This is a genomic window from Mesorhizobium oxytropidicola, assembly GCF_056174625.1.
Genome location: NZ_CM149692.1, coordinates 2,851,653 through 2,876,721 on the forward strand (window position 1 = coordinate 2,851,653; position 25,069 = coordinate 2,876,721).

Consider the following 25,069-nt stretch of genomic DNA (forward strand, 5'->3'; position numbering starts at 1 on the left):
ATCAATGAGAAAAAGCTAGCCCTCGTGGCTTTGGAGCATGACATGACTATGAATTCCGGCAAGACCGCCATTGTGACCGGAGCCTCCTCGGGCATCGGCCGTGCCAGCGCCGAGGCTTTGGCGCGAGCAGGCTTTACTGTCTTCGGGACCAGTCGCCGTGCGGCCAGCAACGGCCCTGATGGGGTGACCATGCTGGCTTGCGATGTGACGGACGAAGCCTCCGTGTCAAAACTGGTCGACGAGGTGCTGGCCAAGGCCAAACGCATTGACCTGCTCGTCAACAATGCCGGCATCGGTTTGCTCGGAGGTGCGGAGGAGTCCTCAAGCGCTCAAGCTCATGCGCTGTTCGACGTGAACGTCTTCGGCGTCCTGCGGGTGACGAACGCGGTGTTGCCGACCATGCGACGTCAAGGAAAGGGCAGGATCATCAACATGAGTTCAATTCTGGGTCTGATCCCATCTCCCTTTAACGCGCTGTACGCATCGACGAAGCATGCCATCGAAGGCTATTCCGAGTCGCTCGACCACGAGCTACGCACGTTCGGAATTCGGGTGGTGCTAGTCGAGCCCGGCGTTACCCGAACGTCGTTCGAAGAAAATGTTACGAGACCTGATCGGTTGCTTCCGGTCTATGATACGGTGCGCCCTCGCATGGAAGCGTTGATGCGAAAGTGGATAGAACGCGGCGATGCCCCCGACATTGTCGCAAGAGCGGTGGTGAAAGCCGCGACGGATGCAATGCCGCGCAGGCGCTACACCGCTGGAAAACAGGCGGGCCAGGTTCGGTTCCTGCGCCGTTTCCTTCCCGAATCCGTGGTCGACAAGAGCCTGCGGAAGATCAACGAGCTACCGGCCTGAAGCAGGCTGGATGGGCTTGCGCAAGCAGTTCCGTCTGCCGGTCTGAAGGCAGACGATTTCACGCATGGGCGACACGCCAAATCACTTTCAGAAAGTCACTGCCATGAAGGCATTCGTCGTCGATAAATACAGCAAAAAGGGCGTTCTGCGGCTGGCCGAGATGCCGGAACCGGAAGTCGGGGACAGCGATGTCCTGGTCGAGATCCATGCCGCTGGGGTGAACCTGCTCGATTCCAAGGTCAAAACCGGAGAGTTCAAGCTCATTCTGCCCTATCGCCGGCCGTTCATCCTGGGCCACGACGTGGCAGGGAAGGTCATCCGCGTGGGCTCGAAAGTCCGCAAGTTCAAACCCGGCGACGATGTCTATGCGCGGCCGCGCGATGGCCGGATCGGGGCGTTCGCCGAATTCATTGCCATGGATGAAGCCGACGTGGCGTTGAAGCCAGCGAATCTCAGCATGGAAGAGGCGGCCTCGATCCCGCTGGTCGGCCTGACCGCCTGGCAGGTGCTCGTCGAAAAAGCAAATTTGAGGAAAGGACAGAAGATCTTCATCCAGGCCGGCTCCGGCGGCGTCGGCACATTCGCCATCCAACTGGCAAAGCACCTCGGCGCGATCGTGGCAACGACGGCGAGCGCGGCGAGTGCGGGTCTGGTCAAGGGGCTCGGCGCCGATGTCGTCGTCGACTACCGGAAAGACGATTTCGAAAAAATCCTGTCGGGCTACGACGTCGTCTTGAACAGTCAGGACGCCGAAACGCTTGAGAAATCGCTCACTGTGCTGAAACCGGGCGGCAAGCTCATCTCCATCTCCGGTCCGCCGGATCCCGAATTCGCCCGGGAAAAGGGACTGAATCTGGTGCTGAGGCTGGTGCTGCGCCTTCTAAGTCGCGGCATCCGGGCCAAGGCCAGGCGCCATGGCGTGAGCTTTTCGTTCCTTTTCATGGGGGCGCAAGGTGACCAGCTGGGCAAGATCACCGCGCTCATCGAATCCGGAACGATCCGCCCGGTGGTCGATCGGGTGTTTCCGTTTGAGGCGTCCAATGAGGCGCTGGCCTACGTCGAAACAGGACGCGCCAAGGGCAAGGTTGTCATTACGATGAGATAACAATTCCCTCGTTTCCAGACGGCCTCGCTCGGCGCAGATCGTTTCCGCAATCATGTTCAACAGCATGGCGGCCACTATCAATGCTGCTTATACAGTCGACGAGATCATCGCCGAAATTGCCAGCCGGGATGGTCGCGATGCCCGGGTGAAAGATACCCGGTAATGACCGCTTCAATCCCGCCGGCCTACAGCGCCTCGTCCAACTGGATGGATTGGATTTCCATTACCGTGGCGACGCTCTCGCCGACCAGCGCCGTTTTGACTTGAAGTGTGGATAGAAAGCCCCGTTGGTCAGGTCGGCGTCGCTCATGATGCCGGCTAGTCCCGTGGCCGCGATACCGGTGGCGCGGAACTTCTGTGCTGCAATCTCCACGATCCGGCGTTGGATGCGGCCTTCCAGCCCTTTTCGTAGCGCATGTCTACTCTCGCAATTTCCACCATTGCATTATGATCATAATGTATATAAGCCATTGTCATGCAACAACGGGTCGCTGGCGAAAGCTCCAGCGTTTTGGAGACAGCGATGGCCTCGAAATCCAGTAAGACCGAGACAGGGACCCATGGTCACATCGATGTCGAAGAACGTGGCACAGTCCTTGTCGCGCGCATCAATGGAGGCCCGCATGCACTGTTTGATGCTGCGCTTACCAAGCAACTTAAAGAGCTAGTTGATCGCGCAGACCGCGACCCGAACATTCATGCAGTCGTCTTCACCGGCACGCACCCCGATCGGTTCTCGAGCCACTCCGATGTTACGTGGCTCCAACAGGGTGGTGTCGGGTTCCCGCCTATCAATACACGCCTCGCTGGAATCGTCACACGCATGGCTAGACTCATCAATAAAGTGCCGATTGTCAGAACGCTCGCGGGAATGACGCGACTCAAGACACTTTTGCAGCTCGACAGCTTCCACGCGACCTTCCTGAAGATGAACGCTAGCGGGACGATCTTCATTGCGGCGCTGAACGGCTCAGCGCTTGCCGTTGGCGCGGAGTTCGCCTGGGCGTGTGATTTTCGCATCATGGCGGACGGAGACTTTGTCATCGGCCTTTCCGAAGTCCTCCTCGCGCTTACACCTGGCGGTGGCGGATCCCAGCGACTACCTCGCCTAATTGGCGCCCAGCGATCGTTAGCCGCCATTCTCGAAGGCAAGCCGTTCACGCCAGCAGAAGCCCTCGCGCTCGGCGCAGTCGACGAGGTCGTTCCTCAGGACAAGGTGCTTGAACGCGCAATAGAACGTGCAGAATATCTGAGTCGCCGACCCAAGAAATCTCGCGGGGCCATTAAGCGATCCATATACTTTGGTAGCTCGCTCCCGCTCGAAGAGGGCTTGCAGCTCGAGCATGCTGAGTTTCTTGTGAGGGATCAGTCCAAGGAAGCCCAGCAGCTGATGCTCAACTACATTGCCGCGACCAAAGCGACCGGCGAGCTGCCTCTCATGAACAGGGAGACATATGCGCGGGCCTTGAGCAAGGGGCGGCTGGGCGACTAATCAAACGAATAGATCGGGCCAATCATGGCTAACTGGCTGATCGTTGATCAAGCCCTGCGTTGATCCACGCACGCGTTTGCTCCAGCACTTCATCTAGAGCGCGGGATCGTCGATCGCCCGGGCGAGGATGACTGCCCCAACCATCGCCGCCCACCAGCCGATCGCTGCCCGGCGACTGTCCGTCGCATCCAGCTCAAGGACCGCCGCGCTGATGCGGTCGATCTGCGATCGGATGCCTTCAGTCATTGCGGCCCGTGCGGTCAGGGTCTGATGTCGAACGTCCCCGGCAAGACCCGCTGTCGGGCAGGCTGTCCTCGGATGCGAGACGATCTCGCTCGATGCCCGTTCTTGGCTCTGCCTGGCAGCACCAGCCAGCGGCATCGACACCTACTCCGAAAAGCTCACGCTCACGCCGCGCTGGCGAAAATAGGCCTGCATCAACTTGCGGCCCGAGCGGTTGCTCTGCGCCAACTTGGTCGGATCGAACACCGCCTGTTTCAGCCCCTCGCGTGCCAGCGCCGCCTTAAGCGCCGCTATATGCACGTCGATCTCGGCATTGTCCGCGCGGAGCGAGGCATAGATATTTTCGGTCGCCTCGGCCACGGTCAGTTCGCTCACAGCTGTCGTCCTTCGGTTGGTTGATCGGGCGGCGGCTTAGCACAGATTCGCGGCTCCGCGATACCGATGGGAGCGCCAGTGCGGCGCCCGGGTTTTCGAGCGGCAATCTGTGTATGGGGCCGTCCTAGCGCCGGCGGTCTCTCGGCGCATAGTGACAAGATCGAGATCTTGGGGTGACGGCTAAGATTCCCGTTGATCTATGCGCTTTGCGGCTAGTGCGACGGCTAGCAGAAGCAGACACAAGTTTGATCTGTGTAGATCATCGGGTACAAGAACAGAATGGTGCGGGATCAAGGCGATTCTATTAAGGGAGACCGGGCGCTTAGCTCTGGTGACGAGGACAAGCTCGGTTTTAGCGATGTTGCTAAGCGGATCGCGAGTTCGCTTGTGGATCGCGCTTCTGAAGATGGCTTGGTTATTGGGGTTGAGGGGGCTTGGGGTTCAGGAAAGTCGAGCCTTCTATTCCTGATCCGAGATGAACTGGGGAAACTTTCCAAGGAACGTGAGCCGACCGTTATCAATTTCCGGCCCTGGTTGATCGGCAATCGAGACGCATTGATCACCAGCCTGTTCGGTGAACTCTCCAGGCAGCTAGATCAAGTCGCCCTAAATGCAGGCGATGCCACTCGGGTATCGGTTACCAAAGCCAAAGAGGCCGCAGAGGCGCTCCGGAGCTTTATGAATGGTCTAAGCAAGGCTGGGTCCGCGATCGAGGTTGCAGGGGATGTCTCTGGGCTAGGGCTCATCAAATGGATAGGCAAGGGCCTCAAGGCAATTGGGGAAATGGTTAGTAGAAAGCCGGCCCCACTTCAGCTCTCTGAACTCAAAGACAGGCTGGTTAGATCGCTACGTGATCTAAGGCATCGATTTGTCATCACCATAGACGATGTCGATCGGCTTGAGCCAAAGGAGGTCATTGAGATTTTGCGGCTCGTGCGCTCGGTCGTCGACCTCCCCAATGTGATTTATTTGCTTTGCTACGACAGTGAGATCCTGGGGCACAGTATCGAGAAGGCGGTCGGTGTAAAGAGCGGCCAATCGTACTTGGAGAAGATTGTCCAGCTGACGGTGATGGTTCCCAAGCCGGAACCATTCCAACTGCGTAAATGGTTTACTGACGAGTTACACTTGATAGGTTCGGTGAAGGATGAAGACGAACTTTCAAGATTGAAGCTCGTCATTGACTACGAGGGTGGCCGGCAGTTGCGGACTCCGAGGTCGGTAGTGCGCACGCTGGATGCGATCCGTTTCTTCTGGCCACCACTACGTGAGGCAAAGGCCGACCTCGCCGATCTTGTATGGCTTCAACTTATCAAGGACGGAAATCCGGCACTTTACCGTTGGATCGAGGAATACTGCGCTACCGCTGCTACCATTTCATTGGGAACAGCCCGAGTCGAAGAGGCTGAAAAGGCGCGGGAGCTTGCCGCTCTCCGTGCAACGGCGACAGATGGTCAATTTAGTAATTTGACGTACCTGAATAATTTCGCAGAGCAGCTTCCAGGTGTCGAACTGGACTACCTCCAAGATGGGAACGGGTTAAAAATATTCTGCCCTGTCCGCGATCAGGATCGTGATGAGGCCATCCGGAAAAGACGTCTTGCCAGCCCCGATCACTATCGCCTTTATTTTGCTCTGGCAGGCCCATCACATGCGCTTACGCAAAGCAATTTTACGTCCATGTGGGAGGCGGCCAAGGTTGGTGCAGATGAAGCAGGAGAGGTACTGCTGCGCCTTTACGACGGGCATGCTGCTGGGTCGCTCACCAAAGCCGAACTCCTGCTCGAGCGCATTAAGGGCGGGGCTTACGAGGTCTTGGAGCCAGAGCAATGTGAAGCGCTACTCATTGCATTCTCGCAAGTGATGGATGACGCGTATCGCCGACATCCATTTGATCAATTTTGGGTCAGTTCGCTATGGGATCGGGCAGAGCGGTTGATACCGTCGCTGCTCTCCCGCCTTGAGCCCACGCGTCGCGCTGATACGGTTACGACAATGTTCAGCGAAGGTGCGGCCATCGGTTGGCTGACATCGCTGTTCCGGCACGAGACGTTTTCACACGGTCGCTATGGCGGCAGACCGCGTCCAGAAGGCGAGTGGCTGTTTACAAACCCCGAGTTGGATCGGATCACCGAACTGATGCTCGTTCGGTATCGCGCGATGTCCGCAAGTGAGGTGCTTAGTTGCCCTAACCCAATCAGCCTCCTTTTCGCCTGGCTGCAAGGGGGGATGAACAGGGGCCGCGTCAGCTCGTAGAAGCGAACATTGTTTCAGATGAAAATCTTGTCGAGACACTGGAGCGTTTGACCAGCACAGTACGAAGCAGTGACCGAGGTACGGTCTATGTTCTGAAGAAAGATAATCTTGCACCCTTCATGGATTATGAGGACGTCAAAATAAGGCTCAACTCTCTAAAAGAGCATAGCGATCTTGGCGCGCGGGCCAGAAGGCTTGCAGTCGCGTTCGATGAGGGGAGTCAGTATTAGACACCCATCAGCTATCCCCCAAGGAGGCCATTGCCGTCTAACCATCGCAGCCCGCTGCCCTCCCGCAATTCCCTCAGTACCACATCAGCGGCGCAGGCTGCCGATGTGGTACGCTCTTCACGATCTATGCGAAGAGCGATCAGGTATGGCTCAAGCGGGCTAATGGGGGGCTGGTGCTGCCAGGCACGGTGGGGGCGGACGGCCACCACCTGAACCGCCCATCCAAGCGTTGTCGGCCGACTGTGAACCCGCTGCGACAATTCACGCAGCGCGCTCGCCGGATGTCGGCGCCACCTTCTACCCCCGCTTCTCGATCACCGCATACAGAACATTGCGGTTCTCGCCGAAATACACCTGCGCCTCGACCGCGTTGCGGTCGACGCTGGCGTTGACGATGTTCCACATGTCGACTTCCGAGCGCAGCAGCAGCACCCAGTCCATGAAGGTTTCGCGGTAGCCGGCGTCGGGCGTGCCTTCGGCGTAGTTGGCGAACAGGAATGTGCCGTTCGGCTTCAGCATCTGCAGGCAGGTCTTGGTGAGTTTCACCGCGACGTTGTGCTGGAGGTAGTCGTAAAGGCCGGAGGCGTAGATGAGGTCGAACTTGCCGAGCTTGTGGCTTCTGGTCAGCACGGTCCGCACCGAGCCGTCGATGGCTTCGACCGCGGTGCCCTGGAAGTCGCGCGCGATCAGTCCGACGCTCTGCGGATCCTGGTCGAGCGCGACCCAACGCTTGAGGCGGCCCTCGGCCAAGGCGACGGAACGATTGGCTTCGCGCAGATGGCCGGCGGCGATCGCCAGCACCTCGGTGTCGGGTCCGTTCCTGGCCGCGGTCTCGTCGACATAGCGGGTCAGGAGATCGCGCCGTTCGCGTGCCGCCACGCATGACGGAACGTTCTGGGTGTGGCTGTAAAGCGCCTTGCCGATTTCCGAGGCGCTGGCCACGCTCTCGGCCACGTGCGGGTCGCAATAGATGAAGTCGAGCAGCTGCGCGTCGCCGGAATAGCCCCTGGGCTTGGTGAAGGACCAGTGCGTCAGCGGATCCTCGAGAAAGTACTTCAGGATCGGGTGGTTCTGCGCCACCGGGATCAGGGCCTGCCAGACGTCGGGATGCACCTTGGCGCGCAGCGCGCTGAGCAGCGACAGCAGGCGGCGAACGATCTCGGCGGGAAATTTCTGCTGCTCGATCTGCTGCTGTGTCGCGTGGAGAATGAGGGCCAGCTCGGCGCGGGCGGTCTCGAACGCTTCGCCATGTTGCTCGAGTGTGCCTTTACGCAGACTGCCGGCGATCATCTCGGCGGTAATCAGGCTTTGGCCATCAAACACGGTTTGCACACCAGGACTCCTTGGTTAACAGTCAGTTAACTTATTGCGTAGAATACTTCATTTGCCAACGGCGCCTCGGGGCATTTTATCGTTATGATTAATTTCCTGCTAACCATCTCAATTTATTAGCAATCTCGCGGATAAGATTCTGGGTTCGAGTTAACGCAAACTTGTCTGGAGCCATCGCATTTTAGCGCGTGGCAATCGTGTCGCGTCCCAAGGAGTCGTCCTGCGTGGGGGCAGAAGCCGGAAAAGAGTTCGGAGCGCAAAACCCCCTTTCGCAGGGGTTTGTGAACGAACGCGCGTCGTCCAGATTGGCCGATGTGGCGGATGTGGAACCGTATGATCCGCGCCAGGAATTGGGGGCGGCGGAACTGCGCATCCTTTACCGCGTCGAAGCTTTGGCGAAGCGAAGGAAGGACGCCAGACCCGGGCTGTGGATCGCCGTCGTCATCTATGTGCTGTTTTCGGTATCGGACCTGCTGCTGATACCTGACGTGGCGGCCTATACGATCACAGCGCGCTTCGCGGTCGGATTGACCGCTCTGCTGACCCTGGAAACCCAGCTTCGCCGGGGCGTCGCCACGGAATGGCTTGATGTGACCTGTGCCGCGGCCATCATCTTCGGCTATATCGGTTGGCTGTGCCCGGCATCTTTGGGGGCGGACAAGGAAAGCGTCGCCTACTATATGGTTTTCGGCACCATTTTCATGATGAGTGCCAATCTTTTCTTCACGTTCAGCTTCAAGGTGTCGATCATAACGTCGACAATCATATTATCCATCTTGTACGTTGTGAATTATTTCGTACCAGCGTCGCTGACATACAAAATGGTATTCGGGACGTTCTACGTTTCATGCTTCACCTTCACCTCCTATGTGAACTGGAAGCTGAACGAAGAGCGCTACAACGTCTTCCTGAACGCGCTGGAAGCCAAGATCCAGCACAAGGAAGCCACCGAACGCGGCAAGGCGCTGCTCAGACTGTCGCGGACGGATCCGCTGACGGGGCTGGAGAACCGGCGCGCCATCGACGAGAAGCTGCGCGATTATTGGAGCGACTGGCAAAAGCTCGGCAGCAAGTTCGCGGCGATCCTCATCGATGTCGACTTCTTCAAGAAGTTCAACGACTGCTACGGCCACCAGGAAGGCGACCGCTGCCTGATCCATGTCGCCAATGCGCTGAGCGATCTGATCAAGAACTACAATGGCTCGATCGGGCGCTATGGCGGTGAAGAGTTCATCGTGCTCGCCCGCATGGACAAGAAGGAACAGGTCACGGAGCTTGCGGAAGCCATTTGCCGCACGGTGGAGAGCCTGGCGATCACCCATGAGCTCAGGCGCGACGGGGTCTCGATCGTCACGGCGAGCGTGGGTGCCGCGTTCACCAGGACGCAGGCCGGCGCCAAGCTGGAAAAGATCATCCACGAGGCCGACCGCGCGCTCTATCTGGCCAAGGCCGGCGGCCGCAATTGCGTCCGGCTGTTCGACCCGACCGATCCGCAGAGCAGCGACGAGAGCGAGAACCTTGCGGCCCTGCTGAAGATCGCGATTGCGCAGGGCCTCGTTTCACTCGTCTATCAGCCCATCCAGGATGTCGTGTCGGGCCGGGTCGAGGCCGTCGAGGCGCTGATGCGTCTGAAGATGCTGGACGGCACCCTGGTGCCGCCGAGCCTGTTCATTCCCGTTGCGGAACGCACCGGCGCGATCCTGGAACTCGGGCGTTGGGCGATAAGGACGGTCTGTACCGAGCTGCTGGCGGACGACCACGTGCGTGTCGTCAGCGTCAACGTCTCGCCGATCCAGCTCAAGACGCCTGGCTTCGCCGCGTCCGTCGCCACCATACTGGGCGAGACCGGCGTGACCGGCAACAGGCTGGCCTTCGAAATCACCGAAGGTCTCGAGATGGAGATGCACTCGGACATTTTGCGCTGCATCAGCGACCTGAAGCTGCTCGGCATCAAGATCTGGCTCGATGATTTCGGCACCGGCTTTGCCGGCCTGTCGTGGCTGCGCCTGATCGATTTCGACACGGTGAAGATCGACCGCTCGTTCCTGCACGACTGCGGCACGCCGAAGGGCATGGCCATGCTGCAGGACATCATTGCGCTGGTGCGCAATCGCGGCCACCAGATCCTGGTCGAAGGCGTGGAAACCGACGAGCAGATCGCGCTGATGCGCGAGTTCGGCATCGACAGGATCCAGGGCTTTCGCGTCGGCCGTCCGGTTCCGGCCGCGAGCTACCAGGCCAAGCGGGGCGTCCAGAAGCGCCCTTACCTCAGGTCCGCGTAGCAAGGGGCGGGCGAACTCAGCCCAGCAGATTGCGCGCCGTGCGCATGAAGATCTTCGAGCCGATCGGGATCAAATCGTCGGGAAAATCATAGTCCGGATTGTGCAGGGAAGGGTGGCGCTCGCCGGCACCGAGGAAGAACATCGCCGATCTGGCGCTGTGGCCGAACAGGCCGAAATCTTCCGAGGCGCGCATCGGAAGGGCTTCCTGGCCGTGCACAACGCCTTCTTCGTCGAGGGCGCGTTGCAGGTGTTCCACCGCGTCCGGCGCGTTGACGCTGGCAACGAAGATCTCGTGGTAGTCCCAGCGGGCGGCGAGGCGATGACGGGCGGCGATGCCTGTGACCAACGCCTCGGCGGCGGCACAGAGATCCGCCATGCGCTCGTCGCGGCGGGTGCGCAGCGTCGCCCACACCTCGGCGTGCGCCGGCGCGATGCCGAACACGGCTTCGCCCATTTCGGCATGGGTGACGGTGACCATGGAGAAATCGTCATAGGCGAAGGTGGCGCGGCCGAGCGCGGGCAGCGCCGGCATCAGCTCTGAGATCGCCGGCATGGGCGAGATGCCGGTTTCGGGCATGGAGGAATGCGCGGTCTTGCCCTCCAGCACGATGCGCATGCCGCGCGAGGCGCAGTTGACCACGCCGGGCTTGAGCCGCACCTCGCCGAACGGCACGCCGGGCAGATTGTGCAGCGAGAAGGCGAAATCCGGCGCGATCTCGCCATAGCGCGGATCGGCGACGACGCCGGCCGCGCCATTGCCGGTCTCTTCCGCCGGCTGGAACATCAGCACGACGCGGCCGCTGGCCGGCCGCTCGCGGCCGAGCTGACGGCCAAGCGCTGCCAGGATCGCGGTGTGCCCGTCATGGCCGCACATATGCGACTTGCCGGGCACTTGCGAGGCATGCGGCACGCCCGAAAGCTCCTCGATCGGCAGCGCGTCGAGTTCGGAGCGGAACAGCACGGTCGGGCCGGCCTTGCCGCTGTCGTAGACCGCCGCCACGCCATGGCCGCCAAGGCCGGTCAGCACCCTGTCCGGCCCGGTGTCGGCGAGGAAGGAGACGACTTCTTGCGCCGTCTTCTCCTCCTCGTTCGAGATTTCCGGCTGCCGGTGCAGCTTGCGCCGCCACTCGGTCAGCTCGACAATGTCCCGATTGGTCAGGGTCATGCTTTTGCGCCTCCACTGCGTTCTTGATATGCCGGTCGCAAGGCGAGGACAATCGCATAGGGCGTTCCCCCTCTCCGTCTCGGCTTCGCCGAGCCACCTCTCCCCCATTTCATCTACGCTATGCGCACATCTTCTGTGGCGTGACTGATCAGGCCGAGGCTTGATTGCCAGGTGGTTCCCCCAATCCGTCGCTGCTTCGCAGCGCCACCTTTCCCCCCTCCGGAGGGAAAGGAAGGGAGCTTTGCTGGACGAGCGTTGACGGCAAAAAGTTTGGCGCGTTTCCTCTACCCCGTCGATCGGGGGAGAGGTGTCTGGCGAAGCCGAGACGGAGTGGGGGTCGACGAGCGCCGCATAAGACAATGCATGCGCCAAGCTGAAATGCATGCTATCGCCGCAGCGTCCGGACTGGCCTATTGATTGATCTCGGGCTCGACCAGCTTTGCCAGGTTCCGCAGCGATTCCTGCCAGCCGAGATAGCAGGCTTCGACCGGGATGACGTCGGGGATGCCGGCCTGGGTGATGTCGATTTCGGTGCCGACCGACACTTTCTTCAGGATCACGGTGACCTGGATCTCGCCGGGCAGATTGGGGTCGTCGAACCTGTCGGTGTAGCGCAGGCGTTCGCCCGGAACGAGTTCGAGATACTCGCCGCCGAAGGCATGGCTGCCGCCGGTGGTGAAGTTGCGGAACGACATTTTGAACGTGCCGCCGACCTTGGCCTCGAAGTGATGGACCGTGCAGGTGAAGCCGTTCGGCGGCAGCCACTTGGCCAGCGCGTCGGCCTCGACGAAGGCGCGATAGACCTTTTGCGGGCTGGTGGTGAGAACACGGTGCAAACGTACGGTTCCGGGCATATCCTGTCCTTTCATGATGCCTGTTCGATGTCCCAAGGACGAACGGGGTCTGGCCGATCCGACACGGGCGCCTAGATTTTTTGGGCGACATGCACTGGCGTAGGCCAATTCAGGCCGATTTGGGACTCGATTTTGCGGCGGCTGGACCAATCGTCGCAAATGACGAACCGGATAGCCATTATAAGGCGATTGTTTATAACGGTCGCTGAAATCGCGATATCCAAGGGGAGACGATGCGCTACATACGTCCGCTTTCAATCGAAGATGCCGTTGGCCAACTGGCCGGATCGGCTGGCACGGCGGCCATCCTGGCCGGAGGCAGTGACCTGCTGGTGAGGATGAAGGGCGGCTTTGTCGAGCCCGACCTGATCGTCGACATCAAGTCGATCGCGGGCTTGAGTGAAATCCGCGAAACCGCCGATGGCTTCAGCATCGGTGCCGCAGTTCCTTGCGCCGTGCTGGGCGAGAACGCCGCCTTGAAGAAGGCATGGCCTGGTGTCGTCGAGGCGGCCAAGCTGATCGGCTCGAAGCAGGTGCAGGGCCGTTGTACGATAACCGGCAATCTGTGCAACGCTTCGCCGGCGGCGGACAGCGTGCCGGCATTGGTGGCGGCTGGCGCCAGGGCGGTGATCGCCGGGCCCGCGGGCAAGCGCACTATTGCCGTGGAGGCCGTGCCGGTCGGGCCGGGCAAGACATCGCTCGCCAAGGGCGAGATCATCGAGGCGATCCTGCTCGACAGCCAGGCGCCGCGTTCGGGCGACGCCTATCTCAGGTTCATTCCACGCACCGAGATGGACATCGCCGTGGTCAGCGCCGGGGTGAACCTGACGATCGACGAGCATGGCGTCGTCACGGCGGCCCGCGTGGCGCTGGGCGCGGCGGCACCGACGGTGCTGCTGGTCGAGGAGGCCGCCGAGGCGCTTATCGGCAGGAAGCTGGACGAAGCAGCGCTCGAGCGGCTGGCAAAAGTCTGCGCCGGCGCCTGCCGCCCCATCGACGACAAGCGCGGCACCATCGAGTTCAGACGCAAGGTTGCGGGTGTGCTGGCCAAGCGGGCCGCGACGACCGCCTACTCACGTGCAGGAGGCAAATGATGGCTGGTATTGCAGTCTCGACGACAATCAACGGCGACATAACAGAATACCTCTGCCAGCCTGACGAGACGCTGCTCGACGTGCTGCGCGACCGGCTCGGGCTGACCGGCGCCAAGGAAGGCTGCGGTACCGGCGATTGCGGCGCCTGCTCAATCATCCTCGACGACCGGCTGGTCTGCTCGTGCCTGGTGCTCGGCGCCGAAGCCGAAGGCCGGCGCATCGAGACCGTCGAGGGCATGGCGCAGGGCGACCAGCTGCATACGCTGCAGCAGAAATTCCTCGAGCATGCGGCCCTGCAATGCGGCATCTGCACGCCGGGTTTCCTGATCGCGGCCAAGGATTTGCTGGCGAAAAACCCCGACCCGAGCGAGGAGGAAATCCGCTTTGGTCTCGCCGGGAACCTGTGCCGCTGCACCGGCTATGACAAGATCGTGCGCGCCGTCCAGGACGCCGCACATGTGATGAAGGGAGCCTGAAGATGAATTTCGATCCGCGTTTTTCCGGGCGTAAATTCACATCCGTCGGCACACGCCCCGTCCGCCCCGACGGCGTCGACAAGGTGACCGGCCGCGCCCGCTACGGCGCCGATTTCAACATGGCCGGCCAGTTGGTCGGCCGCGTGCTGCGCAGCCCGCATGCGCACGCCATCATCCGCAAGATCGACACCTCGAAGGCCGAAAAGCTTGCGGGCGTGAAAGCGGTCATCACGGCGAAAGACCTGCCTGATCTCACCGATGGCGATGCCGCCATGTACGACATCCTCGACAATTGCATGGCACGCACCAAGGCGCTCTATGACGGCCATGCGGTGGCCGCGGTCGCCGCCGTCGATGCCCGCACCGCCAGGCAGGCGCTGAAGCTGATCGAGGTCGACTACGAGATCCTGCCGCATGTCACCGATGTCGACGAGGCGATGCAGCACCACGCGCCGCTGATCAACGATACGATCTTCACCGAGGGCCTCGAGGAAAAGCCGGTAAAACCCTCCAACGTCACCAAGCGCAGCCAGTTTGGCCATGGCGATGTCCACCAGGGCTTTGGCCACGCCGACTTCATCGTCGAGCGCTCCTTCAAGACCGAGCAGACGCACCAGGGCTATATCGAGCCGCATGCCTGCGTGGCGAGCGTCTCGTCCGACGGCACCGCCGACCTGTGGGTCTGCACGCAGGGCCATTTCGTCTACCGCCAGCACTGCGCCCAGCTGCTCGGCATGGAAGCCTCGAAGCTGCGCGTCACCTCGTCGGAGATCGGCGGCGGTTTCGGCGGCAAGACCCATGTCTGGGCCGAGCCGGTGGCGCTTGCCCTGTCGCGCAAGGCCGGACGCCCGGTGAAGCTGGTGATGACCCGCGACGAGGTGTTCCGCGCCTCGGGCCCGACCAGCGCCACCTCGATCGACGTCAAGATCGGCGCCCGCAAGGATGGCACGATCACTGCCGCGGAAGCGACGCTGCGCTACAGCGCCGGCCCCTATGCCGGCTCCTGGGCCGAGATCGGCGCCATGACGGCGTTCGCCTGCTACAAGCTCGATAACGTCAAGACGGTCGGCTACGAAGTGCTGGTCAACCGGCCGAAGACGGCGGCCTATCGCGCGCCCTCGGCGCCGATGGCGGCGTTCGCGGTGGAAAGCGCCGTCGACGAGCTCGCCAAGGAGCTCGGCATGGACCCGGTCGACTTCCGCATCAAGAACGCCGCGCAGGAAGGCACGCGCTCGTCCTACGGCCCGGTCTATGGGCCGATCGGCATCGGCCCGACGCTGGAAGCGGTGAAGAACCATGCGCACATGAAGGCGCCGCTCGGCAAGAACCAGGGCAGGGGCATGGCCTGCGGCTTCTGGTTCAATTTCGGCGGCCAGACCTGCGTCGACCTCAACATCGGCATGGACGGCTCGGTGTCGCTGGCCGTCGGCACGGTGGACGTGGGTGGGTCCCGCGCCTCGCTGTCGCTGGTGGCGGCGGAGGAGCTCGGCATCGACTATGCCCAGCTCAAGGCGGTGGTCGCCGACACCTCCTCCCTCGGCTACAACGACATGACCGACGGCAGCCGCGGCACCTTCTCCTCCTCCATGGCGACCATCTCGGCCGCCCGCAACGCGATCAAGATCCTGCGTGAGCGCGCAGCACAAATGTGGATATTTCCGTCGACGACGTGGTCTGGGAACAGGGCCACGCGGTCGCCAAGGGCGAGAAGCATGGCAATCTCGGCAAGCTGTCGCTAAAGGAGATCGCGGCTCAATCCGGCAAGACCGGCGGGCCGATCGCCGGCCATAGCGAGCTCGTCGCCGACGGCGCCGGCGTCTCCTTCGCCACCCATATATGCGACATCGAGGTCGACCCCGAGACCGGCTCGACCCGGGTGATCCGCTACACGGTGGTGCAGGATGCCGGCAAGGCGGTGCACCCGACCTATGTCGAGGGCCAGTACCAGGGCGGTGCCGCGCAAGGCATCGGCTGGGCGCTCAACGAGGAGTATATTTACGGCAAGGACGGAAGGCTGCAGAACGCCGGCTTCCTCGACTACCGCATCCCGGTCTGCTCCGACCTGCCGATGATCGACACGCAGATCCTGGAAATCCCCAACCCCAACCACCCCTATGGCGTGCGCGGCGTCGGCGAAACCTCGATCGTGCCGCCGCTGGCGGCGATCGCCAACGCGGTCTCGAACGCGGCGGGCGTGCGCATGACCCACATCCCGATGTCGCCGCCCCGCATCCTGGCGGCGATCGAGGCGGAACGGGGAGGCTGACGGGGCGAAAGCGAGGGATAAGGTGTGTTGAGATTCAGGTCAGGCCGAGCCGAAAGTGGCGGGTTCCGAGAACCGGAGCGGAGCGTACTTGAAGTACGTGAGCACCGGCCTACGCCGGCCGTAGCCTTGACTGCGCGGCGAGCTACGAGTGCTTCGGCCGGCGAAGGCCGGAAGCGCAGGAACCTGCCATTTGCAGGCCGGCCTCACCTGAATATCAGCACACCGTAGCGCCGATGGTCGAAGTCACCCTTTGGGGCGCGCTCGGCCAGCTTGCCGGCGGCAAGAGCAAGGTCGAGATCGAGGCCAAGGACATCAGGGAGCTGTTCAGGAAACTGGCTGAACAGTATCCCGGCTTTGAGCCGTGGATCGACCGCGGGATTGCGGTGGCGATCGATGGGACGATTTATCGCGATACGTGGTCGAAGGAACTGCCGCCGGGGGCGGAGATTTTTTGCTGCCGCGGCTGGCTGGGGGGTGAGGGGACAGGTACGCCATTGTTTAACATCAAGGTCTCGAACGTCTTGGTAGGGGCCGCAAGCGGACCGCCAGCTCCTAACAGCGAGATCTATAAAAGCTGACCTTCAGTTCTGCACGAGCAGCTTCCTGATCCGACCCCAACGCGGACGTCGGACAGCGCGACGACCCCAAAACTGACATTGCTAGTCGCACAAAACGGACGACCCTGCTTCCCATTTGCGATATAGTTTCCCGGCAAAGCCTCTACCGCCTGGGAGAAGGCACTGTGGATATTGAGGCATGGCTGGTAGACCTCGGCTTGGGTGAGTACGCACCGGTCTTCCGCAACAACGACGTTGACCTGGAGGTTCTTTCCAAGCTGACCGCCGAGGACCTGACCGCGCTCGGGATCACGTCGATTGGCCATCGGCGCAAGTTGCTCAGCGCCATTGCGTCCCTCGCTGACGGCGCGACCCTGCCTCGGACGGCTTCGTCACCGCCAGTGGTCTCGGATTGCCGCGCAGAGCGGCGCCAACTCACCGTGATGCTCGTGGACCTCGTCGGCTCGACCGAGCTCTCCCAACGGCTCGACCCGGAGGACACACGCGAGGTCATCCTCGCCTACCAGCAGGCGGTGTCGCGCGAGATCGCCCGTTACGAGGGGCGGGTCGCCAAACTGATGGGCGATGGGGTGCTCGCCTATTTCGGCTGGCCGCAAGCGCACGAGGACGATGCCGAGCGCGCTGTGCGTGCCGGTCTCGCCATCGCGTCCGCCACCGCGCGGCTGACCGAGCCCGGAGGAACGCCGCTGGCCGCGCGTGTCGGCATCGCCACGGGACTGGTCGTCGTCGGAGACCTGATCGGAGAAGGTGCGGCGCAAGAGGAGGCGGTCGTCGGCGATACGCCCAACCTTGCAGCTCGGCTGCAGGCCCTGGCCGAGCCGGGCTCTGTGGTGATCGCCGAGGTTACGCAAAGGCTCGTCGCGGGACTGTTCACCGCGACCGATCTCGGCGAGCAGAGTCTCAAAGGCTTCAGCGCCCCAGTGCGGTGCTGGCGTATCGCTGGGGAGACGGGCGCCGCGAGCCGGTTCGAAGCGCGGCACACCGTCCTGCCCCCGCTGGTCGGTCGGCAGGAGGAGTTCGCCCTCCTGCTCGAACGGTGGCATTGCGCAACATCGGGCCAAGGCCAGGTCGTGCTACTCAGCGGCGAGGCCGGCATCGGCAAGTCGCGCCTACTCGCGGCGCTCGCCGCCCAGATCGCAGCCGAGCCGCATTCCGAACTGCGCTATTTTTGCTCGGCCTACCACACCAACAGCGCGCTCCATCCCCTCATCGCGCATTTGGAGCGAGCGGCAGGGTTGATGGGCGACGACAACGCCAACACGCGACTCGATAAGGTCGCAGCGCTGCTAGGCGAGACCGGCGTCGAGCCCGGAGAGTTGCTGCCGCTACTGGCGGCTCTGCTTTCGATCGATGCAGGCGAGCGGTACCAGCTCCCGAAGTTGCCGGCACCGACGCTCAGGGCGCGCACGCTGGCTACCTTGATACGGCTGGTCGAAGCGTCCGCGACGAAGGCGCCACTGCTCGCGCTCGTCGAGGACGCCCATTGGATCGACCCCACATCGGCCGAATGGCTGGACACACTGGTGGAACGGCTCGCCGACCTGCCTGCCTTGCTGGTGGTCACCGCGCGGTCCGAATTCGAGCCCCGCTGGAAGGCGCGGCCGCACGTCGGCGTGCTGCGGCTGGGGCGGCTCGAACCGAGCGATGGCACGGCGATCATGGAGCGGGTGGCGGGTGGCAAGAAGCTGCCCCGCGACGTCGCGGACCGCATCCTCGCCAACACCGAAGGGGTGCCGCTGTTCGTCGAGGAGCTCACGCGGACCGTGCTCGATTCCGGCCTTCTGATCGAGGCGGGCGATCGATATCTGGCGATCGGGCCGCTGCCGGCGATTGCGATCCCTTCGACGCTGCAGGATTCGCTGATGGCGAGGCTCGACCGGTTGTCGCCCGTGAAAGAGACGGCGCAGATCGGCGCCTGCATCGGCCGCGTTTTCAGATACCGTCTGCTCGCCGCAGTAAGCGGTGCCGGCCAGGACCGACTCGACGATGCCCTCAACCAGCTCGAACACGCAGAGCTGGTGTTCCGCGGGGGCACCGCCCCGGAGGCGACCTATACATTCAAACACGCGCTGGTGCGCGATACGGCCTACCAGAGCCTGCTGAAGAGCCGGCGCCAACAGATCCACGCGAAGGTCGCCGCCGCGCTGGAAGCCGAGTTCGCCGAGATCGCCGAGGCCGAGCCGGAGACCGTGGCGCAGCACTACACGCTTGCCGGTCTGGCGGCTGAGGCCGCGTCGTGGTGGCTGACGGCAGGAAAGCGAGCGATGGCAAGGTCTGCCAACCGCGAAGCCGCGACCCACTTCGGCAAAGGGCTGGAGCTCGTTGTGACCTTGCCCGCTTCCGAGACCCGTCTGAGGCAGGAGCTCTCGCTGTGGATGGCAATGGGCTCGGCCCTCATCTCCGTGAAAGGCTGGGCCGATCCGGAGGTTCTGCAGGCATTTGCGACCGCGCGCGAACTCGCCGAGCGCCTAGGCGACAAAGCCCAGCTGTTCGCCGCCGTCCGCGGTGAGAGCGCCTTCCGTACCATTTCCGGCCACCTGCGCATCGCCGAATCGCTCGCCGTGCAATGCAAGACGCTCGGCATGGAGCTCGCACAGGCATCCAATGACTCCGCCTACCTACTGGAGGCGCACCACCAGCTCTGGGGCGTCAACTTCTATCTCGGCGACTACGAGGCGGCGGAATCCTTCGCCAGCTATGGCCTTGCCACTTACGACTACGAGCGGCATCGCCACCTCGCGTGGGGCTATACCGGGCACGATCCCGGGGTCTGCTGCAGGTCGTTCTGCGCACAGATGCTCTGCATACGGGGCAAGCAGGACAGGGCGATCCAACAGTCACGGGAAGCCGTCGCCCTGGCGGAGCGCGTCTCGCACCCGATGAGCCTGGCCCAGGCGCAGATGGCCCTCAGCGTCGTCCATTTGATGCGGCGCGAGCCCGATGAGGGTCGACGGTGGGCGGAGAAGGCCATGGCAGTGTGCACCGAGTTCGCCATTCCGCTGCTGCTCGGGCAGGCGCGCGTCTTCTTCGGCTGGGCGCTTGCCGGTCTGGGTCAGCTGGACGATGGCATTCGCCAGTTGCGCGAGGGGATCGCGGCGATCGCCGTGACTGGCGCCGACATGGGGATGGCCTACTATCTTTGCGCGTTGGCCCGCGCCTGTGGCGAGCGGGGCGAGGCAAACGAAGGGCTTGCACTTCTGGAGCAGGCGTTCGACGCGCTCGCCAGGTCCGACTCCAAATATCAGCTGCCGGAATTGTTGAGCGCCAAAGGAGAGCTGCTATTGCGGGTAGACCCGCGAGACGATGCCGTCGAAGCCTCATTTCGCCAAGCTCTGGCTGTCGCCCGCGACCAAGGTGCGAAACTGGCCGAACTGAGATCCGCGCTTCGCCTCGCTCGACTCTGGTTCGTTCACGGCCGCGCGAGCGAGGCGCGAGACCTGCTCGCACCCGCCTACGCAACATTCAACGAGGGTTTCGACACGCCTGACCTGGTGGAGGCAAGAGGCCTGCTGCAACGGCTGTCGCATGCAGCGGCTGCGCCGTAGCCAAGGTGCTTCGGGAGGAGCGCGATGTTCAAGCAAATGTGGATCGGCCTGCTTGCGGGCCTAGCGCTGCTGCCGGCGGGTCCGCCGGCAGCAGCGACCGAGCTCACCATCCTGTGGGCGGAATGGGATCCGGCCAACTATCTGCAAGAACTCGCCAACGAGTACGAGAAGGAGACCGGAGTCAAAGTCACGGTCGAGACCGTCAACTGGCCCGGCTTCCAAGACAAGGCATTCATGGAATTCAACGCCCATGGCGACTCCTACGACATGGTCGTTGGCGATTCGCAGTGGCTGGGAGCCGGCGCGACGGAGGGCCACTATGCCGAGCTGACCGATCTCGTGCGGCAACTGGACCTCACCAAGGTCATGACGCCCGCCTCAATGACCTACTACTCGGAATACCCGAAGGGCAGCGGCCGTTACTGGGCCGTCCCGCTCGAAGCCGACGCGGTCGGCTGGGCCTATCGCAAGGACTGGTTCGAGGATCCCTCCGAGATGAAGGCCTTCAGGCAGAAATATGGTTATGACCTCGCGCCGCCGAAGACCTGGATGCAACTGCGCGACATCGCCGAGTTCTTCTACCGACCACACGCCAATCCGCCGCGATACGGCGTCGCCATCTATACGGAGCAGCACAGCGACGGGATGATCATGGGCTTCATGTCCGAGTTGTTCAGTTACGGGGGTGAACTCGGCGACTATGCCACCTGCGCGGTTGACGGCATCGTCAACTCGCCGCAGGCTGTTCGGGCATTGAAGGCTTACAAGGAACTCTATTCCTTCACGCCACCGGACTGGGCCAATACCTCCAATCGAGAGGAAGACCTGGCCATTACCGGAAATCTCGCGGCAATGAGCATGAACTTCTTTGCCTTCTTCCCAGCGCTGGCAAATCCGTCGATCAATCCGAACGCTTCCGTCACAGGGTTCTTCGCCAGTCCTGCAGGCCCGGGTGGGGAACGTTTCACGGCGCTCGGCGGCCAGGGCATCTCGATCGTGTCCTATTCGCACAAGCAGAAGGAAGCTAGGAAGTTCCTGGAGTGGCTATCTCGCGATGACACTCAGCAGAAATGGGCGGACCTCGGCGGCTATACTGCCGACGCGCGGATTTTGGCATCGCCGAGATTCCGCAACGCTACTCCCTACAACGACGCTTTCTACCAGAGCCTCTTTGTCGTCAAAGATTTCTGGGCGGAGCCCTACTACGCCAAGCTCGTCGACCAGATGAACGCACGTCTCGGACCCTACATGCTCAAGGATGGCGGCTCGGCGAAGGAGACCCTCGACGGAATCGCGGCGGACTGGAAGGCGACCATCGTCGAGCAAGGCTGCAAATAGCCGCCGCTGGGTTGAAATGGCGTCGTCATGTGTGCGAGGCCGCCTCCGGAATTGCACGCACATACGGCGCAATCCTATACTTAGAGCACATTCCTCCAGGCGCATGGAGCGATCATGAGGATACGCGCAGGTCTTGTTGTGGAGCTCGGGGTCAATTTGCTGCTGCCGTGGCTCGCGTACCGCATGGCGCTTCCTCATTTCGGAACTATAGGAGCGCTCTATGCGTCCGCCGTTCCGCCTGTCGCGTGGGGGTTAATCGAGTTCGCGAGATTTCGCCGCGTCGATGCGCTGAGCGCGCTCGTTTTGCTCGGTATCGCGTTGTCGCTGATGGTGATGGCGCTCGGAGGCAGTGCGCGGCTCCTGCTGCTTCGCGAATCGCTCGTGTCGGGCGCCATAGGCGTCGTGTTCCTGTTGTCGCTCGCGTTCCGGAAGCCGATGGTTTTCTACCTGGCGCGGGCGACGGTTGCGAGGGAACGCGAGTACGGCCAGGAGCATTTTGAGGCACTCTGGCGTGAACGGCCGAGCTTGCGCACGTCGATTCGATTGATGACGCTCATCTGGGGGGCTGGACTTCTCGGGGGAGACGATGCTTCGCAGTTGGCTCGCATGGCATTGGCCCATCGAGCGGTATCTGGTCGTTTCGCCGGTCATCGGCTACGGCATCTACGGCGGGCTAACGCTCTGGTCGATCTGGTATCGAACACAGATGAAGCAGCGAGGGGAGGCTGCCGCTGGCGACGGAACGCCGTCTCCTAGCTAGGCGAAGAGTCCCGCACCAGAAGGCCGCCAAGTGTGGCGCTGAGCTCGATTAGCCGGATCTCGCGATGAGGCAAGAGGCCCGCATGGTCGTCGAGCGGCTGGTCCGGCTGGGCGTTAACGAGCGTCAACTTGCTGCCCAACTGTGGTAATTCGCGACTTGGCGAAGGTTGGCCGTTTCTGACGCCAAGCTGCCATTCGCGTCCTGGGATGCGTATGTCGGCTTCGGTCAGAAAGAGGGCTTTCGCTTTGGTGACCCGCCCGTTGTCCGTCGGCAATGTCTGCTTTCAGGCATTGGCACGGCCGACTCCTAGGTCCGAAATGAGGCGCTAAGCAGCCATTCAGGATAGGCGAAGGTCGCCAGTCCCAGCCCCTCACAACAAAAACGTCTGCCTCTCCCGCAACGTCGCCGCAATCGCGGCAATCCCCACCTCAATCTCGCGCCTGCCCGCCAGCATCGCATCCGCCGCCACGCCTTCCAGCATCGAGCGCAGCAGCTCAGCCTGGCCGACCAGCACCGCGTCCTTCTCCGCCAAGGCGGCGAGCGTGGCGGCTTCCTGGCGGTAGCGCTGGGTCATGCGGTCGTTTTCCGGCACTGGCTGGTGGCGGATCAGGCCTTCCAGGGCGCCGACCTCGCGGCCCAGGCGCTCGAGCGCCTGGGCGTTGGCGACGATTGCCGCGTCGGGGAAGGGGTTGGCCCGCGTCGGCGGCGGGATGTTCTCGCGGCGGTAGCGGGCCTCGGCCTCGTCGAGGCCTGCCCGGGCGCGGTTGAGCAGCGAGCAGGCCATCTGGCGCACGCGCTGGTCGTCGGCGCGCAGCTGGTTTTCCTGGCGGTAGAAATTGTAGCCGTAGCCATAGAACAGGTTGATGCCGACCCTGGCGAGCGGCCCGGCTTCGTAGAAGCGGCTCATCTTGTCGCGCCCACCTCGTCGCCCAGGGGATAAAAGCCCGTCGGCTGGCCGCCTATGTGGAAGGGCACGCCGGCGGCTGCGTTGGGCGCCGAAACCAGGCCCTTGTCGGCCATGCGCAAGGCCAGATAATAGCGGACCGACTCGATCGGGGTGAGCCCTATCGCCTGCAGCGAGATCAGTTCGCGCATGCGCTCGTCGCGCGGCATGATCAGCACCTTGAGGTCGTTCAGCATAATGCCGTAGACTTTTAGGAAATCGGTGAGGTGCGCCTTCACCGCCTCGCGCACGTCGCTGATGCGCTCGTTGACGTTCTCCATCTTGGTGATCTGGATGATCTGGTTGATCGCCTGCTCGATGGCCGGCCCGGCGTAGTCGGCGATTTCCTTGGTGTCGATCACGGCACCGGCGAACGGCATGTGGGTGATGAGATCGAGCGCCTCTTCCTTGCTGTCGATGTGGATGTAGTAGTCGACGACATAGGACATCTCCGCCATCTCGGCTGATGTCGCCACGCCCTCGTTGCGGACCAGCAGCTTGGACCGGTTGATGTAGATGACCTCGTAGACCCAGGGCGAGGAGCCGCCGAAAAACCCTTGCACGACCGATCCGACCAGCGGCTTGTCCGGCGTCTGCAGCGCATATTGGCCGGTCTCGTAGACGTTGAGCACCGCGCCGCGCGACTTCAGGATGCAGAAATGGTTGCTTTCCACCGTCAGCAGCGAGCCTGAGACGATGCTCTCGTCGACGATCTTCATCGCCACGGTCCTGGTGCCGAGCGCGTCCGTGCCGTCGCGCTGCAGCGACGTGATGACCTGTCTGGTGATTGCCATGATGAATTCCCCTCCTGATGTACCGGCACGCCCTGCGCGTGCCCGATCCTGTTGACGTGCGGCCAGGCGGAGCCGGTTGGCTCCGCCACCCGCTGAGCGATTGGTCTGCCGCGCTTTCGCCGGCCCCGAATGCCTGGGCGAACACAGGCCCTTGCCGCCGAAGGCCTGCTGCAGCCGTGCGGTGCGGTCGGTGCGCTGGCGGTAGCCGCCGTCGCCGTCGAGCAGATATTTTGCCCGTTGTTTGTCGCGCGGCTGCGGCGCCGTCGTCCTTGACGAGACTGCCTTCTTGACCGGCTCTATCGCCTCGGTGGATTTGCGGTCGGTCCCGATCCCGGAGTCCCGCATGGCCCGGCCCACGGCCTGCTCGATCAGGTCCTTGCTGTTTTGGCCGAGGAAGCTCGACACCAGCCCGGCAACATCGGTGGCGATGTCCTCGACCTGATCGTCGTCGGTGGACGCGGCCAGTGGCGAAGCGCCCGACTGAACGCCGCCTTCCGGGCGCCGGCTCTTGCCCAGCTGCCGCCAGAGAATGAATGCGAAGATGAGTGCAAAGACAAAAAACGACATTCGACCAGCCCCGTTCCGTGGTCAGCGTTGATTGCAGGATTGAAGATGTTCCGCCCGTTCAGCGCGCCTTTGGCGCCGCACGCTCGTCCTCAGGCACGAACGATCCACCTTCCGCTGCTCGGCGGATCAATGGCGGCGCCTGTCGACTTCCCTCCCAGTTAACGCGTCAAACACATTTCTTTCCCGAACGGGGCTGTCCAGGAACCATGGATGGGCAAAAGCTGCGTCGTTGATAAGGGAAGTCTCGAAGGGCAGCCATACACATTATCGAGAGCGAATATGGTCGCGGTCGTTTACTGGTGTTCGCGATGGGCGACATATCAGATAGCAGGGGCGCGTTCTCGCCGGGGCCGCAGGCAGGCTGTTACATAAGGTAGCGCCGGCCCGCGGCTTGATTGCCACGTGGTTCCCCCAATCCGTCGCTGCTCCGCAGCGCCACCTTTCCCCCCTCCGGAGGGAAAGGAAGGGAGCTTTGCTGGGCGAGCGTTGACGGCAAAAAGCTTGGCGCCTTTCCTC

The 25,069-nt window shown here is 62.4% G+C and carries 17 protein-coding genes and 3 pseudogenes; 12 read left to right on the plus strand and 8 right to left on the minus strand.

What is annotated here, in order from left to right; translation table 11 throughout:
• Positions 1 to 42: 42 nt before the first annotated feature.
• A complete protein-coding gene (locus tag AC0V8S_RS14150; protein ID WP_183461937.1) occupies positions 43 to 858 on the plus strand; it encodes an oxidoreductase in 816 nt (271 codons plus the stop codon).
• A gap of 103 nt (positions 859 to 961) precedes the next feature.
• On the plus strand, positions 962 to 1,963 hold the full coding sequence (locus AC0V8S_RS14155) for an NADP-dependent oxidoreductase (protein ID WP_475438054.1): 1,002 nt from the start codon (positions 962 to 964) through the stop codon (positions 1,961 to 1,963).
• Between the two features lie 223 nt (positions 1,964 to 2,186).
• Here AC0V8S_RS14155 and AC0V8S_RS14160 read toward each other — a convergent pair whose 3' ends face one another.
• Complete coding sequence (locus tag AC0V8S_RS14160; RefSeq protein WP_475438055.1) at positions 2,187 to 2,336, minus strand: TetR family transcriptional regulator; 150 nt, start codon at positions 2,334 to 2,336, stop codon at positions 2,187 to 2,189.
• A 150-nt stretch (positions 2,337 to 2,486) separates the two neighbouring features.
• Here AC0V8S_RS14160 and AC0V8S_RS14165 point away from each other — a divergent pair, with 150 nt between their 5' ends.
• A complete protein-coding gene (locus tag AC0V8S_RS14165) occupies positions 2,487 to 3,455 on the plus strand; it encodes an enoyl-CoA hydratase/isomerase family protein (protein ID WP_475438056.1) in 969 nt (322 codons plus the stop codon).
• A 28-nt stretch (positions 3,456 to 3,483) separates the two neighbouring features.
• On the opposite strand, the pseudogene AC0V8S_RS14170 reads toward AC0V8S_RS14165, so the two are convergent.
• Positions 3,484 to 3,776: pseudogene (locus AC0V8S_RS14170) on the minus strand (TetR/AcrR family transcriptional regulator); the annotation flags it as partial.
• Between the two features lie 66 nt (positions 3,777 to 3,842).
• A complete protein-coding gene (locus tag AC0V8S_RS14175) occupies positions 3,843 to 4,073 on the minus strand; it encodes a hypothetical protein (protein ID WP_475438057.1) in 231 nt (76 codons plus the stop codon).
• 279 nt (positions 4,074 to 4,352) lie between these two features.
• Here AC0V8S_RS14175 and AC0V8S_RS14180 point away from each other — a divergent pair, with 279 nt between their 5' ends.
• Entirely contained in the window at positions 4,353 to 6,329 is a 1,977-nt protein-coding gene (locus tag AC0V8S_RS14180; protein WP_475438058.1) for a KAP family P-loop NTPase fold protein, read from the plus strand.
• A gap of 527 nt (positions 6,330 to 6,856) precedes the next feature.
• On the opposite strand, the gene AC0V8S_RS14185 is transcribed toward AC0V8S_RS14180, so the two are convergent.
• Positions 6,857 to 7,891: a class I SAM-dependent methyltransferase gene (locus AC0V8S_RS14185; RefSeq protein ID WP_475438059.1), complete on the minus strand. Its 1,035-nt coding sequence runs from the start codon at positions 7,889 to 7,891 to the stop codon at positions 6,857 to 6,859.
• A 281-nt stretch (positions 7,892 to 8,172) separates the two neighbouring features.
• Here AC0V8S_RS14185 and AC0V8S_RS14190 point away from each other — a divergent pair, with 281 nt between their 5' ends.
• Positions 8,173 to 10,173, plus strand: coding sequence for a putative bifunctional diguanylate cyclase/phosphodiesterase (locus tag AC0V8S_RS14190; protein WP_475438060.1), 2,001 nt, complete (start codon positions 8,173 to 8,175; stop codon positions 10,171 to 10,173).
• A 16-nt stretch (positions 10,174 to 10,189) separates the two neighbouring features.
• Here AC0V8S_RS14190 and AC0V8S_RS14195 read toward each other — a convergent pair whose 3' ends face one another.
• Positions 10,190 to 11,338, minus strand: coding sequence for an amidohydrolase (locus tag AC0V8S_RS14195; RefSeq protein ID WP_475438061.1), 1,149 nt, complete (start codon positions 11,336 to 11,338; stop codon positions 10,190 to 10,192).
• Positions 11,339 to 11,748: 410 nt separating this feature from the next.
• On the minus strand, positions 11,749 to 12,192 hold the full coding sequence (locus AC0V8S_RS14200; RefSeq protein ID WP_475438062.1) for an SRPBCC family protein: 444 nt from the start codon (positions 12,190 to 12,192) through the stop codon (positions 11,749 to 11,751).
• Positions 12,193 to 12,425: 233 nt separating this feature from the next.
• On the opposite strand from AC0V8S_RS14200, the gene AC0V8S_RS14205 reads away from it, so the two are divergent.
• The 7 genes and pseudogenes from AC0V8S_RS14205 (at position 12,426) to AC0V8S_RS14235 (ending at position 22,245) form a co-directional block, all read left to right on the plus strand.
• The gene (locus tag AC0V8S_RS14205; protein WP_475438063.1) at positions 12,426 to 13,286 is read left to right on the plus strand and encodes an FAD binding domain-containing protein; all 861 of its coding nucleotides are present in this window, start codon (positions 12,426 to 12,428) and stop codon (positions 13,284 to 13,286) included.
• Complete coding sequence (locus AC0V8S_RS14210; protein WP_475438064.1) at positions 13,286 to 13,762, plus strand: (2Fe-2S)-binding protein; 477 nt, start codon at positions 13,286 to 13,288, stop codon at positions 13,760 to 13,762. Before AC0V8S_RS14205 ends, AC0V8S_RS14210 begins: the two co-directional genes overlap by 1 nt.
• A 2-nt stretch (positions 13,763 to 13,764) precedes the next feature.
• Positions 13,765 to 16,028 (plus strand): annotated as a pseudogene (locus AC0V8S_RS14215) (xanthine dehydrogenase family protein molybdopterin-binding subunit).
• Between the two features lie 233 nt (positions 16,029 to 16,261).
• A pseudogene (locus tag AC0V8S_RS14220) lies at positions 16,262 to 16,506 on the plus strand (MoaD/ThiS family protein).
• Positions 16,507 to 16,770: 264 nt separating this feature from the next.
• Positions 16,771 to 20,151 (plus strand): ATP-binding protein, encoded by a 3,381-nt coding sequence (locus AC0V8S_RS14225; protein WP_475438065.1) that lies wholly within the window; start codon positions 16,771 to 16,773, stop codon positions 20,149 to 20,151.
• Between the two features lie 36 nt (positions 20,152 to 20,187).
• Positions 20,188 to 21,489: an ABC transporter substrate-binding protein gene (locus AC0V8S_RS14230; protein ID WP_244661962.1), complete on the plus strand. Its 1,302-nt coding sequence runs from the start codon at positions 20,188 to 20,190 to the stop codon at positions 21,487 to 21,489.
• A 114-nt stretch (positions 21,490 to 21,603) separates the two neighbouring features.
• Positions 21,604 to 22,245 (plus strand): VC0807 family protein, encoded by a 642-nt coding sequence (locus AC0V8S_RS14235; protein WP_475438066.1) that lies wholly within the window; start codon positions 21,604 to 21,606, stop codon positions 22,243 to 22,245.
• A gap of 374 nt (positions 22,246 to 22,619) precedes the next feature.
• Here the strand turns inward: AC0V8S_RS14235 and AC0V8S_RS14240 are convergent, their stop codons facing one another.
• Both AC0V8S_RS14240 and AC0V8S_RS14245 read right to left on the minus strand, forming a co-directional pair.
• The gene (locus tag AC0V8S_RS14240; protein ID WP_183461909.1) at positions 22,620 to 23,156 is read right to left on the minus strand and encodes a hypothetical protein; all 537 of its coding nucleotides are present in this window, start codon (positions 23,154 to 23,156) and stop codon (positions 22,620 to 22,622) included.
• Positions 23,153 to 24,553 (minus strand): SPFH domain-containing protein, encoded by a 1,401-nt coding sequence (locus tag AC0V8S_RS14245; protein ID WP_475438067.1) that lies wholly within the window; start codon positions 24,551 to 24,553, stop codon positions 23,153 to 23,155. The genes AC0V8S_RS14240 and AC0V8S_RS14245 overlap by 4 nt, the downstream gene beginning before the upstream one ends.
• Between the last annotated feature and the right edge of the window lie 516 nt (positions 24,554 to 25,069).

Bases quoted from the DNA above. Each gene is read 5' to 3' on its own strand.
- AC0V8S_RS14150 (WP_183461937.1), top strand. From the start codon at position 43: ATGACTATGAATTCCGGCAAGACCGCCATTGTGACCGGAGCCTCCTCG.
- AC0V8S_RS14155 (WP_475438054.1), top strand. From the start codon at position 962: ATGAAGGCATTCGTCGTCGATAAATACAGCAAAAAGGGCGTTCTGCGG.
- AC0V8S_RS14165 (WP_475438056.1), top strand. From the start codon at position 2,487: ATGGCCTCGAAATCCAGTAAGACCGAGACAGGGACCCATGGTCACATC.
- AC0V8S_RS14180 (WP_475438058.1), top strand. From the start codon at position 4,353: ATGGTGCGGGATCAAGGCGATTCTATTAAGGGAGACCGGGCGCTTAGC.
- AC0V8S_RS14195 (WP_475438061.1), bottom strand. From the start codon at position 11,338: ATGACCCTGACCAATCGGGACATTGTCGAGCTGACCGAGTGGCGGCGC.
- AC0V8S_RS14200 (WP_475438062.1), bottom strand. From the start codon at position 12,192: ATGCCCGGAACCGTACGTTTGCACCGTGTTCTCACCACCAGCCCGCAA.
- AC0V8S_RS14205 (WP_475438063.1), top strand. From the start codon at position 12,426: ATGCGCTACATACGTCCGCTTTCAATCGAAGATGCCGTTGGCCAACTG.
- AC0V8S_RS14210 (WP_475438064.1), top strand. From the start codon at position 13,286: ATGGCTGGTATTGCAGTCTCGACGACAATCAACGGCGACATAACAGAA.
- AC0V8S_RS14230 (WP_244661962.1), top strand. From the start codon at position 20,188: ATGTGGATCGGCCTGCTTGCGGGCCTAGCGCTGCTGCCGGCGGGTCCG.
- AC0V8S_RS14235 (WP_475438066.1), top strand. From the start codon at position 21,604: ATGAGGATACGCGCAGGTCTTGTTGTGGAGCTCGGGGTCAATTTGCTG.
- AC0V8S_RS14240 (WP_183461909.1), bottom strand. From the start codon at position 23,156: ATGAGCCGCTTCTACGAAGCCGGGCCGCTCGCCAGGGTCGGCATCAAC.
- AC0V8S_RS14245 (WP_475438067.1), bottom strand. From the start codon at position 24,553: ATGTCGTTTTTTGTCTTTGCACTCATCTTCGCATTCATTCTCTGGCGG.